Consider the following 23,696-nt stretch of genomic DNA (forward strand, 5'->3'; position numbering starts at 1 on the left):
GTGTGATCCGAGCTATCTGGCTGGGTGTTATCTTCCGCCTTTCCCTAGGAGGATGACTTCGACGGTTCCCAATAATATATAGAGATCGAGAATTAAGTTGGCATTTTTTGCGTAATATAAATCGAATTGCAGTTTTTCAAGGGCGTCACGGTCATTGGCTCCATATGGATATGAGAGTTGTGCCCATCCTGTTACACCAGGTCTTACTCGGTGCCTCAGATCGTAGTAATTGATTTCTTTGCGGAGGTTTTCAACAAACTCAGGACGTTCCGGGCGGGGGCCGACGAGGCTCATGTGACCTAGAAATATATTGAAAAGTTGAGGCAGTTCATCTATGCGGTATTTTCGGATGAATGCACCTACACGCGTGACGCGGTTGTCATTAGTGTTGGCCCAGCGAGCCTTGCCATCGGCTTCTGCATCCGGCCGCATACTGCGTAATTTTAAGATCTGAAACAGTTTTCCCTTGTAACCGACGCGTATCTGCTTGTACAGCACTGGCTTATTGAAGCCATCTTCGATCCAGATGGCGAGGATGGCGGCTAACATGATTGGCCATGATAACGCCAAGATGGCGAGTGATAGCACTAGGTCGAAAGCACGCTTGATGACTTGTTTCCCGCGGCTTTGCTCGAAGCCATCTGAGAAAACAATCCAGGTTGGATTCATCAAGTCGGTTTGCAATTTCCCCATATATCGCTCGTAAAATGTTACTGCATTGGAAATTCGGACGCCTTCAAGCTTGAGTTTGAGCAGGTCGTCTACGGGTAGCGATAGGCGACGTTCATCGGGGACGACAATGATTTCTTCAACTTTGTTGGCGTGCGCAATTTTTGCAATGCTGTCGCCAGCCAGTGGAATTACGATTTCATTGGTCACTTGTATCGTTTCGTCGGTTGCAGGTATGCAGCCAATGATTCTGAATAGTCGCCGATCTGATTTGCGTTGCATGCGTTCCAGAAGGCTGCTTGCATTCTTGCCGGCTCCGTAGAGGAGGACGCGCCGCTTGAAGGCTTCTTGGTCGAGCGCGGAAATGAAGAGGATATGCGTGCTAGCGATGCCAGCAAATGAAATCAGCCCCGCCAGGGCCATGATTCCTCGGCCTATGTATAAGGAAGGGAAGATGTAATAAATGACGGATAGCATCACTGCGGCCAGTCCGACAGCCACCAGTACTTGTAAAATGATTTGGTCGACAGTGCCTCTGATCTGATGTCGGTATAGGCCTATTGCGAAAAGACAAAGTGTCATGCCGAGGGCGAAAATAAGCGAATGCATGAATAGTCCGTGCACCATGGCATGCAGGCGTTCGGATCCGTGCATTCTTATCCAGGTGGCTAGATAGACTGAGCCAAAGGCGATGCTTGCCTGAAGTGCAACGAGGATTGCGATCCCCTTGGATAGGTGATTGCCGAAATTCTTTGTGGCTAGCATTAATATGACCTGATGTTTGGTGGCGGTTTATAGCGGCCGAAGTTCTACCGACGTTGCGAAATTCGAGGCTTGTTGCCGGTTGACCATTAATTGGGAAGTTGTGCCGGTAGGTATCCATGTTTGAGATGGCATGTAACTGACTGGCATGTTGCCGTATCCGATAGCGAATGCGGACGTGTTCTGGCGTGACCGCAATACTATCCACAATCCATTTGTTCGACTGTATGGACGTACGCGTGCGCGGCAAATGAATGCTGGAGAGTGAGTGGTCGTAGGCCAGATCTGTGGCACGCGAAGGAATTTCCCGAGGGGTAGTGAGCGCCGGGTCAACTGATGACATCAGCGTTGCCGGCTTTTCGGCCATGCCGCGTATTGCTGCTGATGGCTGTTGCTTGCCTATTGCCACCCAAGATTAGCCCTCCCCGATGACATGTCGATGTGTGTGGGTCCTGGTCCACTGCCAGTGATCGCGATTCTGCAGGCTGTGCGGGTGCCATGTCTGGGCCACCCGTGGTCGAGGACCTGGCGTCGCCGGTGGGGCAAGCGCTGCAGGCTCGCTTGAGACGCCATTTTCGACTGGAAAGCTCACCGCCCTGAGCGGACGCTACGCCAGAGATCCGCGACACGCGAGGCGTCAAGCAGTCTTCAGCATTGCATCTCCTTCGGGACGGCGTGCAATCGGTACGCGCCTTAGGGAGAGCCCGCTACCCTAGCCCAAGTAAAGCGCACTGATGGTTAGGTTGTCCAGTGCACGCTAGCGCTTACCCAGTATTGCGCTGACCGGTGGCGATGGCGTTGATGGTGCGTAGTAACGGATTGAGCCAGCGCGTGCGCGCGTCCGTCTCTTGGGTTTCGTCACGCACTCGCTTGAGCAGCGTGATTTGGATGTGATTGAGGGGGTCGAGGTAGGGATCGCGTCGGGTCAGCGATAGCGCCAGCGTTGGATTCTCCGCCAGCAGATTATCGTTGTCGATGACGAGCAGTATCTCATTGACTGTACAGATATATTCCTCGTGGATCTGGTCATAGATTACCTGCGACTGCTCGCGGTGCTGGCTGAGCGCGATGTATTCCTGGGCAATACGCATATCGGCCTTGTAGAGCGACATTTGGGTATTGGACAGTAGCGAGCGGAAGAATGGCCATTCGGCATACATGCGGCGTAGGCAGGTCAGGCGCTCCGGGTCTTCGCCTCGCCAGCGTTTCAGGGCTGAGCCGATGCCGTACCAGGCCGGGATGGTGTGGCGAGATTGCGCCCAGCCGAAGACCCAGGGGATGGCGCGGATCGAACGCTTGCTGCGGTCGCCCTGGCTGCGATGCGAGGGGCGGGAGCCGATATTGAGCTGGCCGATCTCGCTGACGGGAGTGACTTCGTAGAAGTAATCGAGCAGGCCCGGTGTCCGGTCGATCAGATCGCGATAGGCCTCTTCGCCGAATTCGCCGAGGGCGGCGGCCACCTCCAGATAAGGCGGGCGGTCCTCGGCGACTTCCTGGATCAAACTAAGGCTGGCTTTCATCAAGCCGGTGCAGCCCATGGTCAGTTCGTAGATCGCGGTTTCGGGGTTGCCGTATCGGTAGTACAGCACCTCGCCTTGTTCGGTGAATTTGATCTGCCCCTGCACGGTGCCGGGAGGTTGCGCCATGATGGACTCATGGGTCGGGCCGCCCCCGCGACCGACGGTACCGCCGCGGCCATGGAACAGTCGGCAGCGTACTTGGTGACGCTGGGTGATCGCGAGGATCTTCTTCTGTGCCGCATAAAGCCCCCAGGTGGAGGCGAGGATGCCGCCGTCCTTGCAGGAGTCGGAATAGCCGAGCATGATTTCTTGGATGTTGCCCGAGGCTTGCAGCATATCGCGGTAAACCGGGATATCGAAGAGTTGTGAAAGAACGGCTTCGGTCTGCTCCAGATCCTCGATGGTCTCAAACAAGGGGGAAACGCGCAGATGGCAGAATCGCTCCCGTCCACCCGGGCCGCAAAGCCCGGCAAGACGTGCGAGGAATAGCACCTCCAGAACGTGGCTTGCCGTATGGGTCATCGAAATCACGTAGCTGCCGAACGCTTCACTGCCGGCTTCCTGGCGGAGCCGCGCGATGGTGTGCATCGTTTCCAGCGTTTCCTGGGCGCGCTCGTCCAGTGCCGTAGCGTTAACCGGAGGCAGTTCGGGTGCGGAGAGCCATGCGGCGAGTTGTCGTTGACGTCCGGGTTCGTCGAGGGATGCATAGTCGCACCCGGAGAATATCTGGGTTGCGATTGCATGGACGGTATGGCTGTGTACGCTCGATTCTTGGCGCACGTCCAAGGCTAACAGGTGGAAGCCGAAGGTCTCGACCAGGCGGATCAGATCCTGCAGTTCGGCGTTGGCGATCAGATGGTCGCCATGGCTGATCAGGGATTCACGGATCAGTTGCAGGTCGGCCAGTAGTTCTTCCGGGCCACCGTATGCGCCGGGTGCTACCGTGTGCCCTGCATTGGCGATGCGCTTGCGTACGGACTCGAGGTTGAGACGTAGCCGGTAGCGCATGGTGTAAAGCTTGCGCCGGTAGGGTTCGTGTCCGAAGCGGCGTCGGGTCTCGTTTTCGTAATCCTCGCCGCCAAGGGTGCGGTCCTGTTCCAGGCTTTCAAGAAAGGCAGCAGAAGGTTGGCACAACCGGCTGGAATGTATCAGGCGCTTGCTCAGGTCGACCAGTCGGCGGTGGTATTCCTCCAGGATTTCACGCATCTGCAGGCGCATCGCCAGAGCAGTGGTTTCCGGTTTGACGTTGGGGTTGCCATCGCGGTCCCCGCCGATCCATGAGCCGAAACTGATGAAACTGGGTATGCGTACAGCGTCCGGGCCGTAGCAACGGGTGACCGCCTGTTCCAGATAGCGGTAGGTAGTGGGCAGCGCATCGAACAGGCTCTCTCGGAAATAGTACAGGCCATTGCCGATCTCGTCGCGGACCTCGGGGCGTCGCGTACGGACCTCGTCGGTTCGCCACAAGGTCAGTATTTCGGTGCGCAGGCGCTCCATGATTCGGTCGCGTTCGGTCTTGCCCCAGCGCCGCAGACTGAGGCGGTCGTTGGCGAGGAAGACGCGCCGTAAGGCTTCCATGATGGTGCGCCGCCGCGCCTCGGTGGGATGCGCGGTGATGACCGGGTTGTAGCACAGCCGATCAAGCAGTGCCTGCATTTGTACGGGCGTCACACCATGCTCGCGCATTTCCTCCACGGTTTGCGCGAACGAACCTTGCCAGAGCCGCAGGCCGCGGTCGATCTGCTGGCGCCGCCAGCGGTGAGCGAAGTCCTCTTCTGCGATATTGACCAAGCTGAAGTAGGTGCTGAAGGCACGAATGACCTCTTCGAGCGTGTCGCTGTCCAGGCGGCCGATGAAGGTCATCAGGCGCTCGCGCCGGACGGGGTCTTCCTCGCGTCGCAGACTGATGTAGCCCTTGCGCAAGGTTTCGACGGCGGCGTAGACGCGATGTCCGGCGTGTGTGCGCAGAACCTCACCGAGCAGCGCACCGAGAAGTTTCACACGGGCACGCAGAATCTTGTCGTAGGACCCCGAGGGGCTCACTGCTGTGTCTGGCATGTCGGATGGCTCATGGCGTCCGGGATCGTCTCGCAGGGCGGGATTGCCGTGCGCAGGACTCAACCGGGTGTGGGCGCGGAGGCCAGGATTATACGGATTTTACTGGTTTTGTTAAGCAGTTCATGGCTAGCTTATTGATTTATATAGTGTTGAATAAGCTTGCGCACTGCGTGTCCAGCTGAAATCCGACCGTGTGCCACTACGAATCAGTATCTCCCAGTCGGGGGTGTTCCAGAGGACGAGTAGACGTTCCAGGCCTGCTCCAAGGGCCTCGGCGCTTGGCGCGTCGAACAGAAAGCCATTGGCGGTGCCGGCGGCGAGATGATCGGGTGTGGCATCGATGATGGTGTCGGCGAGGCCACCGGTACGGTGAGCCAGTGGCGGTGTGCCGTAGCGTAGGCTGTACATCTGATTCAGCCCGCAGGGTTCGAATCGCGAAGGCATCAGAAAGGCATCTGCGCCGGCCTCGATATGATGTGCCAATGTTTCGTCGTAACCGATACGGACCGCGAGGCGATCGGGATAGCGCGTGGCCAGTGCACTCAGCGCGAGCTCGAAGCGTCGTTCGCCGCTACCGAGGATGACGGCGCGGGCGCGGCCTTGTGCCAGTAGCGGCTCGATCGCGGCGATGACGAGGTCGATGCCCTTTTGTTCCACCAGGCGTCCGATGAGTCCGAGCAGTGGGGGGCGTGCTCGGATTCGTTTAGATCGAGTGCCTCGCACAAACTCGCGCGGCATTGGCGTTTGGCAACCTCGTCGATTGGATCGAAGGGGGTTGGCAGATAGGTGTCGGTACGGGGATTCCAAGCGGTTTCATCGATACCGTTGATAATGCCGCTGAGTACATCGACGCGGTGGGTGAGCAGGCCTTCGAGCCCGTAACCGAAATCTGGCGTGAGAATCTCTTTGGCATAAGTCGGGCTGACGGTGGTAATGCGATCGGCGAAAACCAATCCGCCTTTGATAAAGGATAACTGGCCATAAAATTCAAGCCCATCGGGACGCCACAGTGTCTGGGGTAGGTCGAGTTCGTGCAACGCCTCGGGAGGGAATAGGCCTTGATATGCGAGGTTATGGATGGTGAATACGGTGGCAGGGCGTTCGGCGCGCCCGTTCAATAGCGCCGGTGCAAGGCCTGTTTGCCAGTCGTTGCAGTGCAGTAGCTCGGGCCGCCAGCGCAGATCGGCCTCGCCCATGGCCAGCGCCGCGATCGCACGTCCGAAAAGCCCGAAGCGCAGGTGATTGTCCTGCCAGTCGCGCCCGTCGGGTGCGCGATAGGGATTGCCGGCGCGCTCGAAATACAGTGGAGCGTCCACCAGATAGACTGGCAGGCGGGTGCCGGGCAGAGTACCGGAAAGGAGTTGCCATTCGCTGGGTTTGCCATTGAGTGGCGGAGTACCTAGCGATTTCCAGCGTCGTGCGCGTTTGATAGCCGGGTAGGCGGGGAGGACAAGGCGTACATCGTGCCCCAAGCCGGCAAGCGCCTGCGGCAGACTGCCGCTGACATCGGCTAGCCCACCAGTCTTGATCAGGGGGTGGGCCTCACTGCTCGCAAAGAGTATTCGCATATGTCTTCTTGGGTATGAAAGGGTGGTGCTGCACCGGCCGGACCGGCCGGTCAGCCCGGATCTGGCCGTCTATATTCCAGGCTGTCTATATTCGAGGATCGCTTTGTCTTTTGGATTGTCTGAGTATATGGAGGTCAGGGCAGATATGAGTATGCTCGGTTGTGTTCCCGTGTGAGGGCTGCGACCATTTGCCCCGATCTCGTGTGAAAGTGTGCCGGAACGTGATAGGCGTGGCGAGTGCCACGCAGTCATGTCCGGGCCGAAACCATCTCCCCCAGCCCCTGGAGGCTCTTTCGATGGTCGATCCCTGCACCTTCGTCATCTTCGGCGCTACTGGCAATCTTGCCGAGAATAAATTGCTCCCCGCACTTTACCATTTGGATCGCGCTGGTCGTCTGCCTGAAGGGCTGAATGTGATTGGAATCGGTCGCCGTGACTGGGACGACGCACATTGGCGTGGCGAAGTGGTCACCAGCCTGCGGCAGCGGGTGCGGGGCGAACCACCTGACGAGGGCGCGTTCGAGCGTTTTGCCGGACGCCTGCATTTCGTCAAGGGCGATCTGGGTGAGCGCACGTGTTACGAGGCACTCAGTACACGCGTGACCTCAGAGCCCGGTTTTTCGCCGAATGTAGTCTTCTACATGGCCATTCCGCCGGCCGATTTTGGCGTGGTCAGCCAATATCTTTCCGAAACCGGGCTTAGCCAGGAAGGCAGTGGTTGGCGGCGGCTGGTGGTCGAAAAACCTTTTGGTTACGACCTCGAGAGCGCACAGATGCTCGACCAGCGCCTGCACCGTTGTTTTGCGGAGGAGCAGGTATTCCGCATCGACCACTACCTGGGCAAGGGCACGATCCAGAATATCCTGGTTTTTCGCTTCGCCAATCTGCTGCTCGAACCGTTGTGGAATCGCAACTACATCGACCATGTGCAGATCGTGCATGCGGAATCCCAAGGTACCGGCGGTCGGGCAGAGTATTATGACAACGCGGGCGCGCTGCGCGACATGATTCAGAGCCATCTGATGCAGATGCTCACCCTGGTGGCGATGGAGCCGCCGGCGGTGATGGAGGCCGAGGCCCTGCGCGACGAGAAGGTGAAGGTCCTGCGTTCCATCCGCCCGATCCCGCAGGCAGCGGTGCATGCGCACGCCTTTCGTGCCCAGTACGCGGCCGGTACGACCGGCGGTGAACGGGTGCCCGGTTACGTCGATGAGGAGGGCGTGGCGCCCGGGAGCACCACCGAAACCTTCGCCGCACTCAAGCTTTATATCGACAATTGGCGCTGGCGTAACGTGCCCTTTTACTTGCGTACCGGCAAGCGCATGGCGGCCAACCGTTCGATGGTCAGCGTGCGCTTCAAGCACCCGCCGCAACAACTTTTCCGCGAGACCGCGATCGAGCAGCTATCCCCCAACTGGGTACTGCTCGGCATCCAGCCAGAGGAGTGTCTGCGCATGGAGATCCAGGTCAAGGAGACCGGTCTGGAGATGCGTACGCGCACCGTGCAGCTCGACGCGAGCTACGACCCGGATGGGACGCCGCTCGACGCTTACGAGGCCTTGTTGCTGGATGTGATCGCGGGCGATCATTCGTTGTTTCTGCGCTACGACGAGGTTGCTTGGGCTTGGCAGGTGGTCGATCCGGTGCTGCGCGTCTGGGCTACCGAGCGCGACTTTATCCACACTTATTCGGCGGGTACCTGGGGGCCGCGAGAGGCAAACCGATTGTTCGACCGCGACGATCAACGTTGGCGCAATGAGGTTTCCCTGCCGGTCGAAGCTGACGAGGACAAGCGCCGATGAGCAAGGCAATGCGATTGAACGAGCTGCCCGTATGGCAGGATCTGGCACGGCATCATGCGGCGATCCGCGATACCCACATGCGTGAACTGTTTGCTGCCGACCCCGTGCGCTTCGAGCGCTTTTCGTTACAGCTCGACGATTTGCTGCTCGATTATTCGAAGAACCGCATTACGGACGAAACCCTGGCGCTGTTGTTTAGGCTCGCCGGCGATCGCGATGTGGGTGGTTGGCGCGACCGCATGTTCGCGGGAGAGGCGATCAACGTGAGCGAGGGCCGGGCGGTGTTGCATGTCGCCCTGCGTAATCGCACCGGCCGCCCGATTCGCGTGGCCGGTGAGGACGTCATGCCCGGCGTCCAGGCCGTCCTGACACAGATGCGCGAGTTCGTCGAAGCAGTGCAAACCGGGGTTTGGCGCGGCTTCGCCGGCGACGAGATCACCGATGTCGTCAATATCGGCATTGGCGGCTCCCACCTGGGACCGGAGATGGTCTGCGAGGCCTTGCGTCCCTACGCCCACCCGCGTATTCGGATGCATTTCGTATCCAATATCGATGGTACGGACATTCTTGAAACGCTGCGTCAGGTTGCACCGGAGCAAGTGCTGTTCGTCGTCGCTTCCAAGACCTTTACCACCCAGGAAACCCTGACCAACGCGCATACCGCGCGCGCGTGGCTACTCGATTACTTCGGTGATGAGGCCGCGGTGGCGCGGCACTTCGTTGCTGTGTCCACCAACGCCGAGGCGGTGCACGCCTTCGGCATCGACACCGCCAATATGTTTGCGTTCTGGGATTGGGTTGGAGGGCGCTACTCGCTGTGGTCGAGCATCGGCCTGTCAATCGCGCTCTATCTGGGTATGGATGCCTTCGAGGACCTGCTGGCGGGAGCACACCGTATGGACGAACACTTCCGTACGGCGCCGCTTGAGGCCAGTATGCCAGTGATTCTCGCCCTGCTCGGTGTGTGGTACATCAATTTCTTCGGCGCCGAGACCCACGCCATCCTGCCCTATGACCAATACCTGCACCGCTTCCCCGCTTATTTCCAGCAGGGCGACATGGAGAGCAACGGCAAGCATGTCGACCGCGAGGGGCGTCCGGTGGACTGGCAGACCGGGCCGGTGGTCTGGGGCGAGCCGGGTACCAACGGCCAGCACGCTTTTTATCAGTTGATTCACCAGGGCACGCGTCTCATTCCTTGCGATTTCATCGCGCCCGCGATTTCGCACAATCCGGTCGGCGCGCACCATGACATCCTGCTATCGAATTTCTTCGCCCAGCCGGAGGCGTTGATGCGTGGGCGTACGCTGGAGGAGGTACGCGAAGAGCTGCGTGGGCAGGGGTTGCCCGCCGAGGAGATAGAACGTCTCGCGCGACACAAGGTCATGCTGGGTAACCACCCGAGCAACAGCCTGATGCTGCGCCGTATCACGCCTCATGCCCTGGGCATGCTGACGGCCCTGTATGAGCACAAAATCTTCGTGCAGGGGGTTATCTGGGGCATCGACTCCTTCGACCAATGGGGTGTCGAGCTGGGCAAGCAGTTGGCCAAGGCCATACTGCCCGAGCTCGGCGGGGACGCAGTGGTCGACACCCACGACAGTTCGACCAATGGTTTGATCGCCTACTACAAACATCAACGCGCGACTCCCGGCGGATCGCACTCAACCTGAGGGCCGCTCTGCGGCGGGCGTCATGTGTGCGCTATGCTCCTGACATACCGGGTGCGTGCCGGGATCTGAATCGGATGGTTGGGGGGGGTGTGGCGATAGAGGCGTCTCGTATATTGATGGATCTGGTCTGGATCCTCGCGGTGATCTTCATTTTTGCGCTGGGCCTGCTGATGGCCTCGATCATCGTGCTGTATATCCTCGACGCGACCCAAACCCGGCACGCTATTCGTCACAATTATCCGGTCATCGGGCGCTTCCGCAATCTCTTTGAAACCCTGGGAACATTCTTCCGCCAATATTTTTTCGCGATGGACCGCGAGGAAATGCCCTTCAATCGTGCGCAGCGCGCCTGGGTCTATCGCGCCGCTAAGGCGCTCAACACCAACCAGTCCTTCGGCTCGACGCGCGATTTGCGCCAGACGGGCACGCTACTGTTCGTCAACTGCCCCTTCCCCATGTTGGAGCAGGATATCGCGGTGCCCGGACCGGTCACCGTCGGTGCCGGATGCCGAGAACCCTATGTAACCGCCTCGGTATTCAATATTTCCGGAATGAGCTACGGCGCGATCTCGCGCCCGGCAATCCAAGCTCTGGCGGCGGGTGCGCGCGAGGCGGGCTGCTGGCTGAATACTGGTGAGGGCGGTCTGGCGCCGGAGCATCTGGCGAGCGGCTGCGACCTGGTATTCCAGATCGGTACCGCTAAGTACGGCGTGCGCGAGCCGGACGGTAGCCTCAGTGACGAGCGGCTGCGTGCGGTTGCGGCCTATCCCCAGGTGCGCATGTTCGAACTCAAGCTCAGTCAAGGTGCAAAGCCGGGTAAGGGTGGCATTCTGCCCGCGGCCAAGGTAACACCGGAGGTCGCCAGCGTTCGCGGGATTCCGATCGGTGTGGATTCGATCAGTCCAAACCGCTTTCCCGAAATTGACAGCGAAGAGGCCTTGCTCGATCTGATCGCGCACGTGCGCGACATAACCGGCAAACCGGTCGGTTTCAAATGCGTGCTTGGCGCCTATGGGTGGCTGGATGATCTTTTCTCGTTGATCTGTCGTAGAGGGATCGGCAGTGCGCCGGATTTCATCACTCTGGACAGCGCCGAGGGTGGTACCGGGTCGGCGCCGGTTAGCCTGATGGATTACATGGGGCTGCCGCTGCGCGAGAGCCTGCCGATGCTGGTCGACAAGCTGCACGAATACGGTCTGCACGAGCGCGTGAAGGTGATCGCCTCGGGTAAGTTGATCAATCCCGCCGACGTTGCCTGGGCGCTCTGCGTGGGGGCCGACTTCGTGACTTCGGCGCGCGGATACATGTTCGCACTCGGCTGTATCCAGTCGCTACGCTGTCACACCAATCATTGCCCGACCGGGATCACGACCCACGATCCTCGCCTGCAGAAAGGGCTCGATCCCACGCTCAAGGCCGAGCGGGTTGCCCACTATGCCCGCGAAATCGTGCGCGAGGTCGGCATCATTGCGCATTCCTGCGGCGTTGGGCAGCCACGGCAGCTCGGGCGTATGCACTGTCGTATCGTCGGCGAAGACGGCCGCAGTCTCAGCCTGGACGAGCTGTACCCCATCCCGGAAACGCGCACCGAGTATCTGCGCGCAGTACGTTGAGCGGCGCGTGGCGCGCGCTTAGCTGTGCCCGCGACTGAGCACCAGCGAGGCTGCCGCCGTCCGCGTTTCGACCCCGAGTTTTTCGAATACATGCTCCAGGTGCTTGTTCACCGTGCGTGGGCTGATATCGAGGATCTCGCCGATCTCTCGATTGGTCTTCCCCAGCGTTACCCAGTAGAGCACTTCGGCCTCACGCGTGGTCAACGGATAGCTGCGCGCCAAAACCTCGGGTTCGGGCAAGGCGGCGTGGCGCTGGATGCAGAGCAAGCCCGGTTCGATGAGGCTGAACAGCAGGCGTTCGCCCCCGTGCCACAGGGCATAGGGCGTTTCCATGACGTCCGAGCCTTGCAGCCAGTGACGCAGCGGTAGCGGCAGACGGTCGTCGTCCACCAGCGGTTGCAGCCAGCGCTGGGCAAGTGGCGTGGCCCAGGCAATTTTATGTCGCGCGTCGAAGGCGACGATGGCGCGACCGGCTGAATCGATCGCCGAGCGGGTATGGGTCATTAGGCGGGCACGATGCATGTGCGTGGCAATGCGCGCCAGCAGCTCGTCAATCACGACAGGCTTGGTCACGTAGTCGACACCGCCGACCTGAAAGCCCTGCACGATGTGCTCGGTATCGCTCAGGCCGGTCATGAAAATCACCGGAATGTCGCGCGTTTCCAGGCCTTGCTTGAGCCGTCGGCAAGTCTCGAAGCCATCGATGCCGGGCATGCGGGCATCCAGCACGATCACGTCGGGCGCCAGACGTCGGACGCTTTCGATCGCAGCAAAGCCGTCGGTGGCCACGCGGACGTCGTAGCCCTGCTCCTGCAGGCTGTCGTGGATCACCTGGAGGTTGTCCGGTGCGTCGTCGACGAGTAACACGGTGCCTGTACCTGTTGCCGAGTTATACATCTTGATCGGTACGCTCCAGCTGTCGCATGTAATCGTTCAGCCGAAAATGCTGCACATGCAGGCGTAGGCGTTGCGTAAACGCGACAAGCCGCGCATCTCCCTGCTCAAGCGCATCCAGGCGCTCGAGTATGCCTCGGATATGGCCGAGGCTGCCGAGGTCGTGTAGTTCGCGCAAGATTTCCGCGTCTGGGCGAATCTGTGGCGACGACAATGGGAGGGCTTCGCGGGCCAATGCCTCGGCGACCGGTTGCGTGCCGACGGCCTGATGAATGTCGCGCCGGGTGATCCATTCAAGGCCCAGCCGCGCCTGCAGGCGGCCGAGCAGGGCATCGATGTCTACCGGTTTGCTCAGGAAGTCGTCGTGTGTAATGCCCGCCGCGTTGTCGCGCCCCCGCTCTTGCACGTTCGCGGAGATGACCAAAATTGGGGCCACAGACAGGGCGTTTTCACGCAGCAGTCGGCCGGTTTCCCAACCGCCAAGTCCCGGCATATTGAGATCCATGAATATGATATCCGGCTGGAAGGCGGCGACGGCACGCAGTGCATCGACACCCGACTCGGCCTCGACAACCTCGAAACCGAGCGGTCTGAGCACACTCAGCAGGAGGCCGCGATCAACTACCTGGTCATCGACGACCAGGATGCGCCGCCGCTGCCCGACATAACCGGTGACGTCCGGTGGCGGTAGGATCGTCATATGCCCTGGATCGCGTACTTCAGGCAGAAACAGGCGGAGCCGGAACAGACTGCCGCCGGTTTTGAGGCCGTGTACGGTCAGTTCACCGCCCATCAGCGTGGTTAGCATACTTGCGATGGTCAAGCCGAGGCCGGCGCTGCTGCTGGCATATCCCGCGGCGTTATCGCCGCGCTCGAAGGGTAGGAAAATACGTTCTCTATCGGCGTCTGAGATACCGATACCGGAGTCTTCGATTTCGAAGCGTGCCATTTCGCCGCGATAGTACAGGCGGAAAACCACACGCCCTCGGTCGGTGAACTTGATGGCGTTGCCCAGGATGTTGATCAGAATCTGTCCAAGGCGTTTCTTGTCGATGCGAACGACCTTGGGTAGCTCGTTGTGGACCTCGTAGACGAATTCGATCCCTTTTTCGCTTGCCTGCAGGCGGAACATGTCGGCGAGCTGGGCGACATGTTGTGGGAAGTGGATCTGTTCTTGCTCGATGGCTAGCTTCCCGGCCTCGATCTTGGAAATGTCGAGTAGACCGTCGATCAAGGACACCAGGTGTTCGCCGCTGCGGCGGATGACACGCATGGCCTCGCGTCGATTGGCTGGTACCTGCGGGTCGTGTTCGACGATCTGTGCATAGCCCAGGATGCTGTTGAGCGGTGTGCGTAACTCGTGACTGATACCCGTCAGATAGCGGCTTTTGGCCTGATTGGCGCGTTCGGCAACCTGAATGGCGGTCTGTAATTGCGCATCGGTCTGGCGATGCGCCTCGATTTCGTTCATCAATAGATGGGTCTGCCGGTTGGATTCGTCCTGCGCGACATAACGGCTTTCGACGGTGAGCACCAGCCACCAGCAACCGGCCGCAGCGAACATCAGCAGTACCACATAGAATTTGAGCAGGATAGAGCGTAGCGCGGCCAGCGTCGAAGGGTCGGCCGCGCCGGTGGCCTGCTGCAGGTAGAGCAGCGAAAGCATGATGCCCAGCGCCAGGGCGGTGGTCAGGATCAGGAGCAGGTAGTAACCGAGACGTGTGTTGATGCGCGCCGACAGCGGGCGCGGTAGCAGCCAATGCAGGGCATTGACGAACTGCTCGGGCAAGCCGGCGCCGGGCCGACACAGGTCGTGGCAGCGGGCATCAAGCGTGCAGCACAGCGAGCAGATCGGGCCACGATAGGCGGGGCAAGTGGCCATATCCTCGCCCTCGTATTCCTTCTCGCAGATGACGCAGCGCTGGGCCTTTGCCTCCTCGGGCTGTTCCGGCGTGCGTGCGAGGTAGTAGCGGCCACGGGTCAGCCAGGCAATGACCGGGGCGACGACGAAGGCAGTGCCGAGGGCGATAAAGGCCGAAAAAGACTGTGCGAGGGGCCCCAGCCAACCCGAGAACGCCACGATGGATAAGGTGGAGGCAATCAGCAGGGCACCGATACCGACTGGGTTGATGTCATAGAGATAGGCACGCTTGAATTCGATGCCGGGCGGACTGAGGCCCAACGGTTTGTTGATCACGAGATCGGCGACCAGTGCGCCGACCCAGCTGATCGCGATGTTCGAGTACAGCCCAAGGACATGTTCCAGGGCGTCGAACACGCCCATTTCCATCAGCAGTAGGGCGATCAGAACGTTGAATACCAGCCAGACGATACGGCCGGGGTGGCTGTGGGTGATGCGTGCGAAAAAATTGGACCAGGCCAGGGAGCCGGCGTAAGCGTTGGTGACGTTGATCTTGATCTGCGAAACCACCACGAACAGCGCAGCGACGGCAAGTGTCCAGGCAGGGGAGTCGAAGACATAACCGAAACCGACCTTGTACATGACCGCCGGCTGTTTGGCCTCGGCAGCGGTGAAGCCGGTGCGCAGGGCGAGGTAGGCGAGCAGTGCGCCAGCCATGAGCTTGAAGGCTCCGAAGACGATCCAGCCGGGGCCCGCGAAGATCACTCCAGTGAACCAGCGCAGACGGTTTCCCGCCTTGAGGGGTGGCATGAAGCGCAGGTAGTCGACCTGTTCGCCGATTTGCGCGATCAGGGCGAGGGTGACGCTGGTGGCGGCGCCGAAGGCGAGCAGATTGAAATGTCCGCCGGTGCCACTTTCGCCACCGAAGGCCATGAGCTGCTGGATGACGCCGGGGTCCTTCCAGAGCACGCAGATATAGGGCAGGACGAGCAGGAACAGCCATAACGGCTGCGTCCAGATCTGCAGGCGGTTGATTACGGTGATGCCGTAACCGACCAGCGGGAGCACGATGAGGGCGCTGAACAGGTAGGACGGCGTGATGGCGACACCCAGATAGAGGTGCAGCGCCTGGGCCATGATCGTGGCTTCAATGGCGAAGAATATGAAGGTGAACGAGGCGTATATCAGTGAGGTGATCGTCGACCCGATATATCCGAAGCCCGCGCCGCGGGTCAGTAGGTCCATATCGAGATTGTATTTGGCCGCGTAATAGGCAATGGGCAGGCTGGTCATGAATACCATGAGGGCCACGGCCAATGCTGCCCAGAAGGTATTGATGAATCCGTACTGCACCGCAAGGGTGCCGCCGATGGCTTCCAGTGCCAGGAACGAGACCGCGCCGAAGGCCGTATTGGCGACGCGGAAAATAGACCACTTGCGGAAGGTCCGTGCGGTGTAGCGCAGGGCGTAATCTTCAAGCGTTTCGTCGGCTACCCAGGATTTGTAGTCGCGGCGGATCTTGATGACCCGTCTCTGCGGTGCAACCCCGGGCGCCGCAGCGCCGCGTGGACCCTTCATATTCACCCTGTTCCCGAATGATGTGTGCCCCGGACGCTGCTCACGTCAGCTGTCCCGTGTGTAACCGCGGACACTGCCGCCCCTTCTCAGCCGGAGACCCCCGTGAATCAGCATGCGGTGGACCTGCATATCTCACTATACGTCGGATGACGTACTTGGCGTCACTTGGAATAATTTAATTCCTTTTTATTCAATAAATTAATCCGTTTTTTGGGTGTTTTGTATAGTGAGGCAAATGACGTATTCCGGCAGCGGATGGGGATTTGTAAGCTGCTTATCGTCGGCGTGAGGCCCTGCTGTCGCGGGCTGACCGGGATTGGCTGGGTGATGCGCAAGAGTACTTGTCGACATCCTGCAGTGCCGGTCGTGGATTTGCAGGGGCATGCGGCGACCTCCGGGCAGTCTTTCCAGCGTCGGCATCGGCTTTTGAGGCCGAGTTTGCGGGATCCAGTCACAGTTGAGGAAGCGAATCATGAGCACACCATCAACGGCAATACCCAAGGGGCGAGCGAGCGGACGTTCGTTCAATAAATTCGTCAGCAATCCAGTCCTTGAAGATTATTCGCTGCGCTATGCACCCACTTCGTTCAGGAAATGGTCCGAGTTTGCAGTGGCATCCACGGCACTCGGCGGCATTGCGTATCTTGCAGACCAGGCCATCGGCGGCTCGTTGGCGATCCAGTTTGGCTTCACCAACGCGCTATGGGGCATTCTCGCCGCCGCGCTGGTTATTTTCCTGACGGGTATTCCGATCGCCTACTATTCGGCGAAATACAACGTCGACGTTGATCTGCTGACCCGTGGCGCGGGTTTTGGTTATTTGGGCTCGACAATCACCTCGGTCATCTACGCCTCGTTCACCTTCATATTCTTCGCGCTTGAAGGTTCGATCATGGCACAGGCCTTGTATCTGTATTTCCACATACCCCTGCCTTGGGGCTACGCACTGGCGTCGCTGATCATCATTCCGCTGGTCGTATTCGGCATGACCCTGTTGTCCAAGCTACAGGTTTGGACGCAGCCGATCTGGATTACCCTGTTGTTCGCACCGCTGATCGCGGTGTTGTTCGGTGACCACAAGGCGCTTGCCGACTGGACCTCGTTTGCAGGGCATGCGCCGTCATCCGGTTTCAATCCGCTGTTGTTCGGCGGTGCTGCCGGTATCGCGCTGTCGTTGATCGCGCAGATCGGCGAACAGGCCGATTATCTGCGTTTCATGCCTGCGAAGAAGCCCGGCAGCGCCTGGAAGTGGTGGTTGGCGGTGATGCTGGCCGGTCCGGGTTGGGTCATTCTGGGCGCCAGCAAACAGCTGATGGGTTCGTTGTTCGCCTCGGTGGCAGCCTCCCACGGCACGCCGTTGGCACAGGCGAACGAGCCGATCCAGATGTATGTCACCGGCTTTCATTACATCTTCCCCAGCGCCTTTGCCGCGCTGACCGTCGCGACCTTCTTTGTGATCCTGTCGCAGATCAAGATCAACGTCACCAATGCCTATTCGGGTTCGCTGTCCTGGTCCAATTTCTTCTCGCGCACGCTGCACACCCATCCGGGCCGTGTGGTCTGGATCTTCTTCAATGTCGGCATTTCGCTAACGCTGATGGAAGCCAATATGTTCAGTGTACTCGGGCACATCCTCGGCTTTTATTCGAACGTCGCGGTGGCTTGGGTGGGTGCGGTGGTTGCGGATCTTGTCATCAACAAGCCGTTGCTCAAGCTGAGCCCGTCCTATATCGAGTTCAAGCGCGCGCATCTGTACAACTTCAATCCGGTTGGTTTCGGCTCGATGGTGATCGCCTCCATTATTTCCATCCTGGCCTTCTTCGATTTCTTCGGTGCCTATGCACAGGCGTTCTCGACCTTCATCGCGCTCGGTGTGGCCTTCGTGCTGTCACCGATTATCGCGATCATCACCCAAGGCAAATACTACATCGCACGCGACCCGCACTACCACGCGGGCACGCACCACGATGTACTGAACTGCAGCTCCTGCGGTTTCGAGTACGAGAAGGAAGACATGGCTTGCTGCCCGCACCATCAGGGCCCGATCTGCTCGTTGTGCTGCTCACTGGAATCCTCCTGCCATGACATGTGCAAAAAGCCAGACACGATCAACGGCATGCCGGTAGTCACCATGCCCGAGCGCTGCGGCTAAATTTTCTCCACGAACCCGTGTGCGCCGCCCTACAAGCGGCGGTGCACACGAAAAGCCGCGCATATCCGAAAACCGCTTCGTCTAGGGAGAAATACAATGGAAACCTTAATCAAGGTTGATTTGAACAAGACGCCGGAGGAGCAGGCCGACGTATTACACAATCGCTGGCACCCCGACATTCCAATGGTCGCGGTGGTGAAGCCGGGCGCTGAGTTCCGCATCGAGTGCATTGATTGGACCGGCGGGCAGATCGGAAACAACGACAGCGCCAACGATGTGCGCGACGTCGATCTGACCAAGGTGCATTATCTCAGTGGTCCGATCGGGGTCGAGGGCGCCGAGCCGGGCGATCTGTTGGTAGTCGATATTCTTGACGTTGGCGTGCTGCCGGATTCAGCCTGGGGATTCAATGGACTCTTCGCCTTCGAGAATGGCGGCGGGTTTCTCACGGACCACTATCCCGAGGCGAAGAAATCCTGCTGGGATTTCCATGGTATCTATACCTCCTCGCGTCACATTCCCAACGTCGAATTCGCTGGCGTGATGCATCCGGGCTTGATCGGCTGCCTACCGTCGCAAGAGCTGCTTGCCGAATGGAACAAGCGCGAGGGCGCCCTGGTTGCCACCGACCCGGATCGAGTACCGCCTTTGGCAGCGCTGCCCTATGAGGAAACCGCGCTGATGGGCCGCATGACGGGGGAAGCGGCCGTGAAGGCGGCGAAAGAAGGTGCGCGCACCGTGCCGCCACGCGAGCATGGCGGTAATTGCGACATCAAGGATCTCACTAAGGGCTCCAAGGTTTATTTCCCGGTTTACGTCAACGGTGCGGGCCTGTCCATGGGCGATATTCACTTCTCCCAGGGCGACGGCGAGATTTCCTTCTGCGGCGCCATCGAAATGGCTGGTTATCTCGATTTGCGCGTCAGTTTGATCAAGGGTGGTGTGGCCAAATACGGCATCAAAAACCCTGTCTTCAAGCCCAGTCCATTATCACCGAAATACGAAGATTATCTGATCTTCGAGGGTATTTCCGTCGACGAGAATGGCAAGCAGTTCTATCTGGATGCCCATGTCGCATACAAGCAGGCCTGTCTGAATGCGATCGAATACTTGAAGAAATTCGGTTATTCCGGCGAACAGGCGTACGCGATCCTGGGCACCGCGCCGGTACAGGGGCATATCAGCGGAATCGTTGATATTCCGAATGCCTGCGCGACGCTTTGGCTGCCGACAGGCATCTTCGATTTCGATCCCAATCCGAGCGCAGCCGGCCCGCAGATCATGGTCGAACCCGGCGTCAGCCTTGCTTCCACCAGCTGATTACAGATCGAGGGAGACAACGATGCCTCTATATGACTACGCCTGTCCCAGTTGCGGCGAATTTTCCGAGTTTGCCGCAATCAATCGCTCGGCCGAGCCCGCATCCTGCCCAATGTGTGGTGGGTCGGCATCCCGTGTGATCGGCGCGCCCGCACTGGCTTTGATGTCTTCGGCCCTCAGGCAGGCACATACACGCAGCGAAAAGAGCGCACATGCGCCTGCCCGAACATCCACACGGGGTTGCGGTTGCCACGGTAGCCACACTTGCAATAGCGCCGTCGTCAAGCGTGTGAACGATACGCGCATCTCGCGAGGCGGGACTGCCGGAAGCCAGATGAAGACCGGGGCGGCGGGTGCTCGACCATGGATGTTGGGGCACTGACATCGGCATGCGAGCGCGCTGGCGTTGCTGCTCACTATGAAGGTCAATGCGATCGTCGGGTGATGCCCGAACATTCGATTGCCATTCCATTTATTCGGAGAGATTTCTGTCATGAGACACGGTGATATTTCATCCAGCGCGGATACGGTCGGCGTTGCCGTTGTGAATTATAAAATGCCGCGCTTGCATACACGTGCGGAGGTCCTGGAGAACGCCCACAAGATCGCCGATATGGTGGTGGGCATGAAGCAGGGGCTGCCGGGTATGGATCTGGTTATTTTCCCGGAATATAGCACCCACGGCATTATGTACGATGCCAAGGAAATGTATGAAACCGCCTCTTCGGTGCCTGGTTCTGAAACCGAAATATTTTCCGCGGCCTGTCGCAAGGCAAAAACTTGGGGTGTGTTTTCGTTGACCGGGGAGTGTCATGAGGAGCATCCCAATAAAGCACCTTATAACACACTGATACTGATCAACGATCAGGGCGAAATCGTGCAGAAATATCGCAAGATCATGCCCTGGTGCCCAATCGAAGGTTGGTATCCGGGTGGTAAAACCTATGTGACCGAAGGGCCGAAGGGACTGATGGTCAGTTTGATTATCTGCGATGACGGCAATTACCCGGAAATCTGGCGCGACTGCGCAATGAAGGGCGCAGAACTCATCGTGCGTTGCCAAGGTTACATGTATCCCTCCAAAGAACAGCAAGTCGTCGTCGCCAAGGCGATGGCCTGGATGAATAACAGCTATGTTGCGGTAGCGAACGCCACCGGCTTCGACGGCGTGTATTCCTATTTCGGTCATTCCGCGATTGTCGGTTTCGATGGCCGTACGCTCGGTGAATGCGGCGAAGAGGAATACGGTATCCAGTATGCCGAGCTTTCCGTCTCCCAGATTCGTGATTCGCGAAAGCATGGTCAGTCTGAAAATCATCTCTATAAGCTTCTGCACCGCGGCTATACCGGCATGATCAATTCGGGTGACGACATTAATGGTGCACTGGAATGTCCCTACGAGTTTTATAAAACCTGGGTGACCGACCCTGCACTGGCACGTGAAAATGTGGAAAAAATAACCCGTAGCACGCCTGGTACCGCCGAATGCCCGATTGTAGGCATCCCTAATGAGGAAACGCTTGGCGGACATAAATGACCGCCTGGAAGAATAAGTAATAAAGACGCAATATTCAGGATCGCAGCGACGGGATCGCTGCGATCCTGCGCGGAAAAAATACGCATGGCATTCCTTGTCGATAAATTTACCCAGCATTTATCTGTCGCAATTTTCACAGTCTGGTGGGTGACGTCGTCTATACGGTGTTGATGGCCGTATCGGGTGGCAAGCGTACCGCGTATTGATGCGCAATTGACCATTCGGAGAGTGTGATTCATGCAAGGCTACAAAATATTCTAGCGATGCACTCAAGTCACTGCTCGCAAGTTGAAGTGACCCATAAGCCATCTGGGTTTGCGGAACCGAGATGGCTGAGAGAATAACTTGTCGGTCGAATTCATGTCAGTGCGAGGTCATGAGCCAGCGGTCGCGGAAGCGTGCGTTAGGGACGGGTGCGCGGCAGTACTGCTGGATGACGTGCGTTATCGTCTGCAGCTTTATTTGATCGCATTATGGGGCCGGGATTTCGCCATCGAGCCGCTGAGTGACGATGCTACATCGCCTTTGACGCAACGTCCTTGTTTGCGTGGAGACACCATCCATCTGCCGTCCAGGATCGAAGCAGGCGAGGAGGTGTCGGCAATGGCGCATTACCGCGCCGCTGCGGTACACGCCGCTGCGCATGCGATCTACTCCCACGCCTTCGATGCGCAGGACCTCAAACCGCGCCAGCGCCTGTTGGTCGAGCTGATCGAGGATGCGCGTGTCGAGTATCTTGCCATTCAGCGTTTTCCCCGACTTCGATACCTGTGGGCATCGTTACTCCCCCCGAAACCGTCGACAGCAATGCCGTTCCCGGCGCTGATTTGGCAATTATCCAAGGCGTTACTGGCGCCAGAGGCGGCCTATCGCGGCGATTTTTGGATTGACAAGGGCGTGGGACTGTTTTTAGAAAGACGCGCGTGCATGGAGGATCCGACTATTTCGCGTGAGATTGGCTTGCGCCTGGCTCACGATCTCGGGCAGATGCGTTTGGCAATGGACGAGGGCGGGACGTTGCCGCTATTGGCGAGTTATCGGGACGATAATCGACATCTGTGGCTGCAGGTGCGCGAAACGCTGTCCGAGGATGCCCAGAATGCGGCAGAGTGTATGCCCGCAAGTCGTCCAGAGGCCTTTTTGGAAGAGGCCACAGAAGGGCGTCGGCTCGCCTTCTCGGAAATCGCTCTGACGGGTGAGGGTGGCGATGTGGGTTACCGGGTAGAGGTGACATCGGATGATGCGAGCCTGTCTTTCTATCAATCGACCGCGCCCTGCCCAGAGCCGAACCGCATGCGCTACCCCGAATGGTTTGAGGATCTGGGATTCGAGCGCCAGAACTGGTGCACGGTACGCGAGCAGTCCGCACCCACTTCGGATACCGTCGAAGCGGAGCGCGCGCTGGGGGAGCGCCAGGTGTTGCTACGCCGTCTACGCAACGTAATAGGTGCCCTGCGCATGCGCCGGATAGTGCGCTTGCGGGCGCAGGAAAGTGGCGACGATCTGGACCTGGATGCTGCCATCCGCGTGTTGGCCGAATGGCGGACTGGCCGCGTGCCCGATGCCTACGTCTATCAGCGTAGACGGATACAGAACGACTCGTCACTGAACACGTCGTTACTGCTGGATTTGTCCGAGTCCGTTAATACGCCGGTATCGGCAGTCGGTCGACGGGTGCTCGATCTTGCCCGCGAGGCCGTTCTTCTGCTTGGGCAGACAGTGGATGGATTGGGGCACCCATTGGCGGTGGCCGGATTCCGTTCGAATGGGCGCCATGAAATCGACTATCTGCGCGTGAAGGGCTTCGACGAAGATTTCGATGCCGAGGCACGTGGCCGGCTGTATGGTCTGACGGGCGGCGGATCGACACGGATGGGGGCAGCGATCCGACATGCGACGGCCTCGCTGGCTGCCGAAACGGGAAGCCACCGATTATTGCTCGTGGTAACCGACGGGGTACCCGCGGATATTGATGTATTCAACCCGGATCACCTGGTCTCCGATGCACGCCATGCCGTGATGCAGGCGCGTCGGCAAGGCGTTCAGGTGTTTTGCGTCAGCCTGGACCCTCGGGCGGATGTCTACGTATCGCGCATCTTCGGCCTGGCTCACTATCTTGTGCTAGACCAAGTGGAATATCTGCCTGAGCGATTGACGCGCTTGTTCCTGAAATTCGCGAGTACGGCGTGATCGCCCTGCTGGCGTATGTCTGTGGGAGGCTGCCGCTAAGATACCTCCCCAGATGTGTAGGTGACTTGCCCAGCGTCAAACGTAAGCCGGCAACAGGCCTCCGTTCATGAGCGCGGCATGTTCTGCCTACGGAAAATCTCAAGAGGATTGATGGATGTCAGGCTATCAGGATGCCGTCGAGTATATTGCTGGGCAAATCGTGGATGGTCAACTCAAACCCGGGGTGCAGCTGGTTTCCGAGCGTCAACTCAGTGAAGAATTGCATGTTTCGCGTCAAACCCTGCGCGCAGCCCTGATCAAACTGGAGGCGGATGGTCTGATCTACGGAGTGAGTCGGCGCGGTTGGTTTGTGAGCCCTCCACGTCGTCAATTCCGGATACAACGTCGTGCCGACGGCCTGGAATGAGGCTCATGCCACAGACAGAACAGGCGCTGAAGTCAGCAGGCCTGTGAGCGCCGGTCGCCACAGCAGGTCATAGGCCTTTTTACGTCGTTACAC

At 58.9% G+C, this 23,696-nt stretch carries 13 protein-coding genes and 1 pseudogene; 9 read left to right on the top strand and 5 right to left on the bottom strand.

Annotated elements, in window-relative coordinates:
- Nucleotides 1–27: 27 nt before the first annotated feature.
- From BI364_RS04515 to glgA, 3 genes and pseudogenes are all read right to left on the bottom strand, one after another.
- Nucleotides 28–1,434: a TIGR03013 family XrtA/PEP-CTERM system glycosyltransferase gene (locus BI364_RS04515; protein WP_070077737.1), complete on the bottom strand. Its 1,407-nt coding sequence runs from the start codon at nucleotides 1,432–1,434 to the stop codon at nucleotides 28–30.
- 761 nt (nucleotides 1,435–2,195) lie between these two features.
- Entirely contained in the window at nucleotides 2,196–5,009 is a 2,814-nt protein-coding gene (gene ppc / locus BI364_RS04520; RefSeq protein WP_070077738.1) for a phosphoenolpyruvate carboxylase, read from the bottom strand.
- A gap of 126 nt (nucleotides 5,010–5,135) precedes the next feature.
- Nucleotides 5,136–6,577: pseudogene (glgA, locus tag BI364_RS04525) on the bottom strand (glycogen synthase GlgA).
- Between the two features lie 296 nt (nucleotides 6,578–6,873).
- Between glgA and zwf the strand changes: the two are divergent.
- From zwf to BI364_RS04540, 3 genes are all read left to right on the top strand, one after another.
- Complete coding sequence (zwf, locus tag BI364_RS04530) at nucleotides 6,874–8,379, top strand: glucose-6-phosphate dehydrogenase (protein ID WP_070077739.1); 1,506 nt, start codon at nucleotides 6,874–6,876, stop codon at nucleotides 8,377–8,379.
- An 8-nt stretch (nucleotides 8,380–8,387) separates the two neighbouring features.
- A complete protein-coding gene (gene pgi, locus BI364_RS04535; RefSeq protein ID WP_070079888.1) occupies nucleotides 8,388–10,052 on the top strand; it encodes a glucose-6-phosphate isomerase in 1,665 nt (554 codons plus the stop codon).
- 116 nt (nucleotides 10,053–10,168) lie between these two features.
- Nucleotides 10,169–11,665 (top strand): FMN-binding glutamate synthase family protein, encoded by a 1,497-nt coding sequence (locus BI364_RS04540; RefSeq protein ID WP_070077740.1) that lies wholly within the window; start codon nucleotides 10,169–10,171, stop codon nucleotides 11,663–11,665.
- An 18-nt stretch (nucleotides 11,666–11,683) separates the two neighbouring features.
- On the opposite strand, the gene BI364_RS04545 is transcribed toward BI364_RS04540, so the two are convergent.
- Nucleotides 11,684–12,562 carry a response regulator transcription factor gene (locus BI364_RS04545; RefSeq protein WP_070077741.1) on the bottom strand — a complete coding sequence of 293 codons (879 nt, stop codon included), beginning with the start codon at nucleotides 12,560–12,562 and terminating at the stop codon, nucleotides 11,684–11,686.
- A complete protein-coding gene (locus BI364_RS04550) occupies nucleotides 12,555–15,998 on the bottom strand; it encodes a hybrid sensor histidine kinase/response regulator (protein ID WP_070077742.1) in 3,444 nt (1,147 codons plus the stop codon). Before BI364_RS04550 ends, BI364_RS04545 begins: the two co-directional genes overlap by 8 nt.
- 472 nt (nucleotides 15,999–16,470) lie before the next feature.
- On the opposite strand from BI364_RS04550, the gene BI364_RS04555 reads away from it, so the two are divergent.
- From BI364_RS04555 to BI364_RS04580, 6 genes are all read left to right on the top strand, one after another.
- Nucleotides 16,471–18,150, top strand: coding sequence for a purine-cytosine permease family protein (locus tag BI364_RS04555; RefSeq protein WP_070077743.1), 1,680 nt, complete (start codon nucleotides 16,471–16,473; stop codon nucleotides 18,148–18,150).
- A 96-nt stretch (nucleotides 18,151–18,246) separates the two neighbouring features.
- Nucleotides 18,247–19,470 carry a formamidase gene (fmdA, locus tag BI364_RS04560; RefSeq protein ID WP_070077744.1) on the top strand — a complete coding sequence of 408 codons (1,224 nt, stop codon included), beginning with the start codon at nucleotides 18,247–18,249 and terminating at the stop codon, nucleotides 19,468–19,470.
- A 22-nt stretch (nucleotides 19,471–19,492) separates the two neighbouring features.
- Nucleotides 19,493–19,852, top strand: a complete 360-nt coding sequence (locus BI364_RS19090) for an FmdB family zinc ribbon protein (RefSeq protein WP_083251162.1) — start codon at nucleotides 19,493–19,495, stop codon at nucleotides 19,850–19,852.
- Nucleotides 19,853–19,963: 111 nt separating this feature from the next.
- Complete coding sequence (locus BI364_RS04570) at nucleotides 19,964–21,007, top strand: aliphatic amidase (protein ID WP_070077746.1); 1,044 nt, start codon at nucleotides 19,964–19,966, stop codon at nucleotides 21,005–21,007.
- A 438-nt stretch (nucleotides 21,008–21,445) separates the two neighbouring features.
- Nucleotides 21,446–23,197, top strand: coding sequence for a nitric oxide reductase activation protein NorD (locus tag BI364_RS04575; RefSeq protein WP_207645000.1), 1,752 nt, complete (start codon nucleotides 21,446–21,448; stop codon nucleotides 23,195–23,197).
- Nucleotides 23,198–23,351: 154 nt separating this feature from the next.
- Nucleotides 23,352–23,603: a winged helix-turn-helix domain-containing protein gene (locus tag BI364_RS04580; RefSeq protein ID WP_070077748.1), complete on the top strand. Its 252-nt coding sequence runs from the start codon at nucleotides 23,352–23,354 to the stop codon at nucleotides 23,601–23,603.
- Nucleotides 23,604–23,696 lie beyond the last annotated feature (93 nt).

The sequence above is a fragment of the Acidihalobacter yilgarnensis genome, from assembly GCF_001753245.1.
Classification (GTDB): domain Bacteria; phylum Pseudomonadota; class Gammaproteobacteria; order DSM-5130; family Acidihalobacteraceae; genus Acidihalobacter; species Acidihalobacter yilgarnensis.

Coding starts and splice junctions, on each gene's coding strand:
- BI364_RS04515 (WP_070077737.1), bottom strand. CDS start 1,434: ATGCTAGCCACAAAGAATTTCGGCAATCACCTATCCAAGGGGATCGCA.
- ppc (WP_070077738.1), bottom strand. CDS start 5,009: ATGCCAGACACAGCAGTGAGCCCCTCGGGGTCCTACGACAAGATTCTG.
- zwf (WP_070077739.1), top strand. CDS start 6,874: ATGGTCGATCCCTGCACCTTCGTCATCTTCGGCGCTACTGGCAATCTT.
- pgi (WP_070079888.1), top strand. CDS start 8,388: ATGCGATTGAACGAGCTGCCCGTATGGCAGGATCTGGCACGGCATCAT.
- BI364_RS04540 (WP_070077740.1), top strand. CDS start 10,169: ATGGATCTGGTCTGGATCCTCGCGGTGATCTTCATTTTTGCGCTGGGC.
- BI364_RS04545 (WP_070077741.1), bottom strand. CDS start 12,562: ATGTATAACTCGGCAACAGGTACAGGCACCGTGTTACTCGTCGACGAC.
- BI364_RS04550 (WP_070077742.1), bottom strand. CDS start 15,998: ATGAAGGGTCCACGCGGCGCTGCGGCGCCCGGGGTTGCACCGCAGAGA.
- BI364_RS04555 (WP_070077743.1), top strand. CDS start 16,471: ATGAGCACACCATCAACGGCAATACCCAAGGGGCGAGCGAGCGGACGT.
- fmdA (WP_070077744.1), top strand. CDS start 18,247: ATGGAAACCTTAATCAAGGTTGATTTGAACAAGACGCCGGAGGAGCAG.
- BI364_RS19090 (WP_083251162.1), top strand. CDS start 19,493: ATGCCTCTATATGACTACGCCTGTCCCAGTTGCGGCGAATTTTCCGAG.
- BI364_RS04570 (WP_070077746.1), top strand. CDS start 19,964: ATGAGACACGGTGATATTTCATCCAGCGCGGATACGGTCGGCGTTGCC.
- BI364_RS04580 (WP_070077748.1), top strand. CDS start 23,352: ATGTCAGGCTATCAGGATGCCGTCGAGTATATTGCTGGGCAAATCGTG.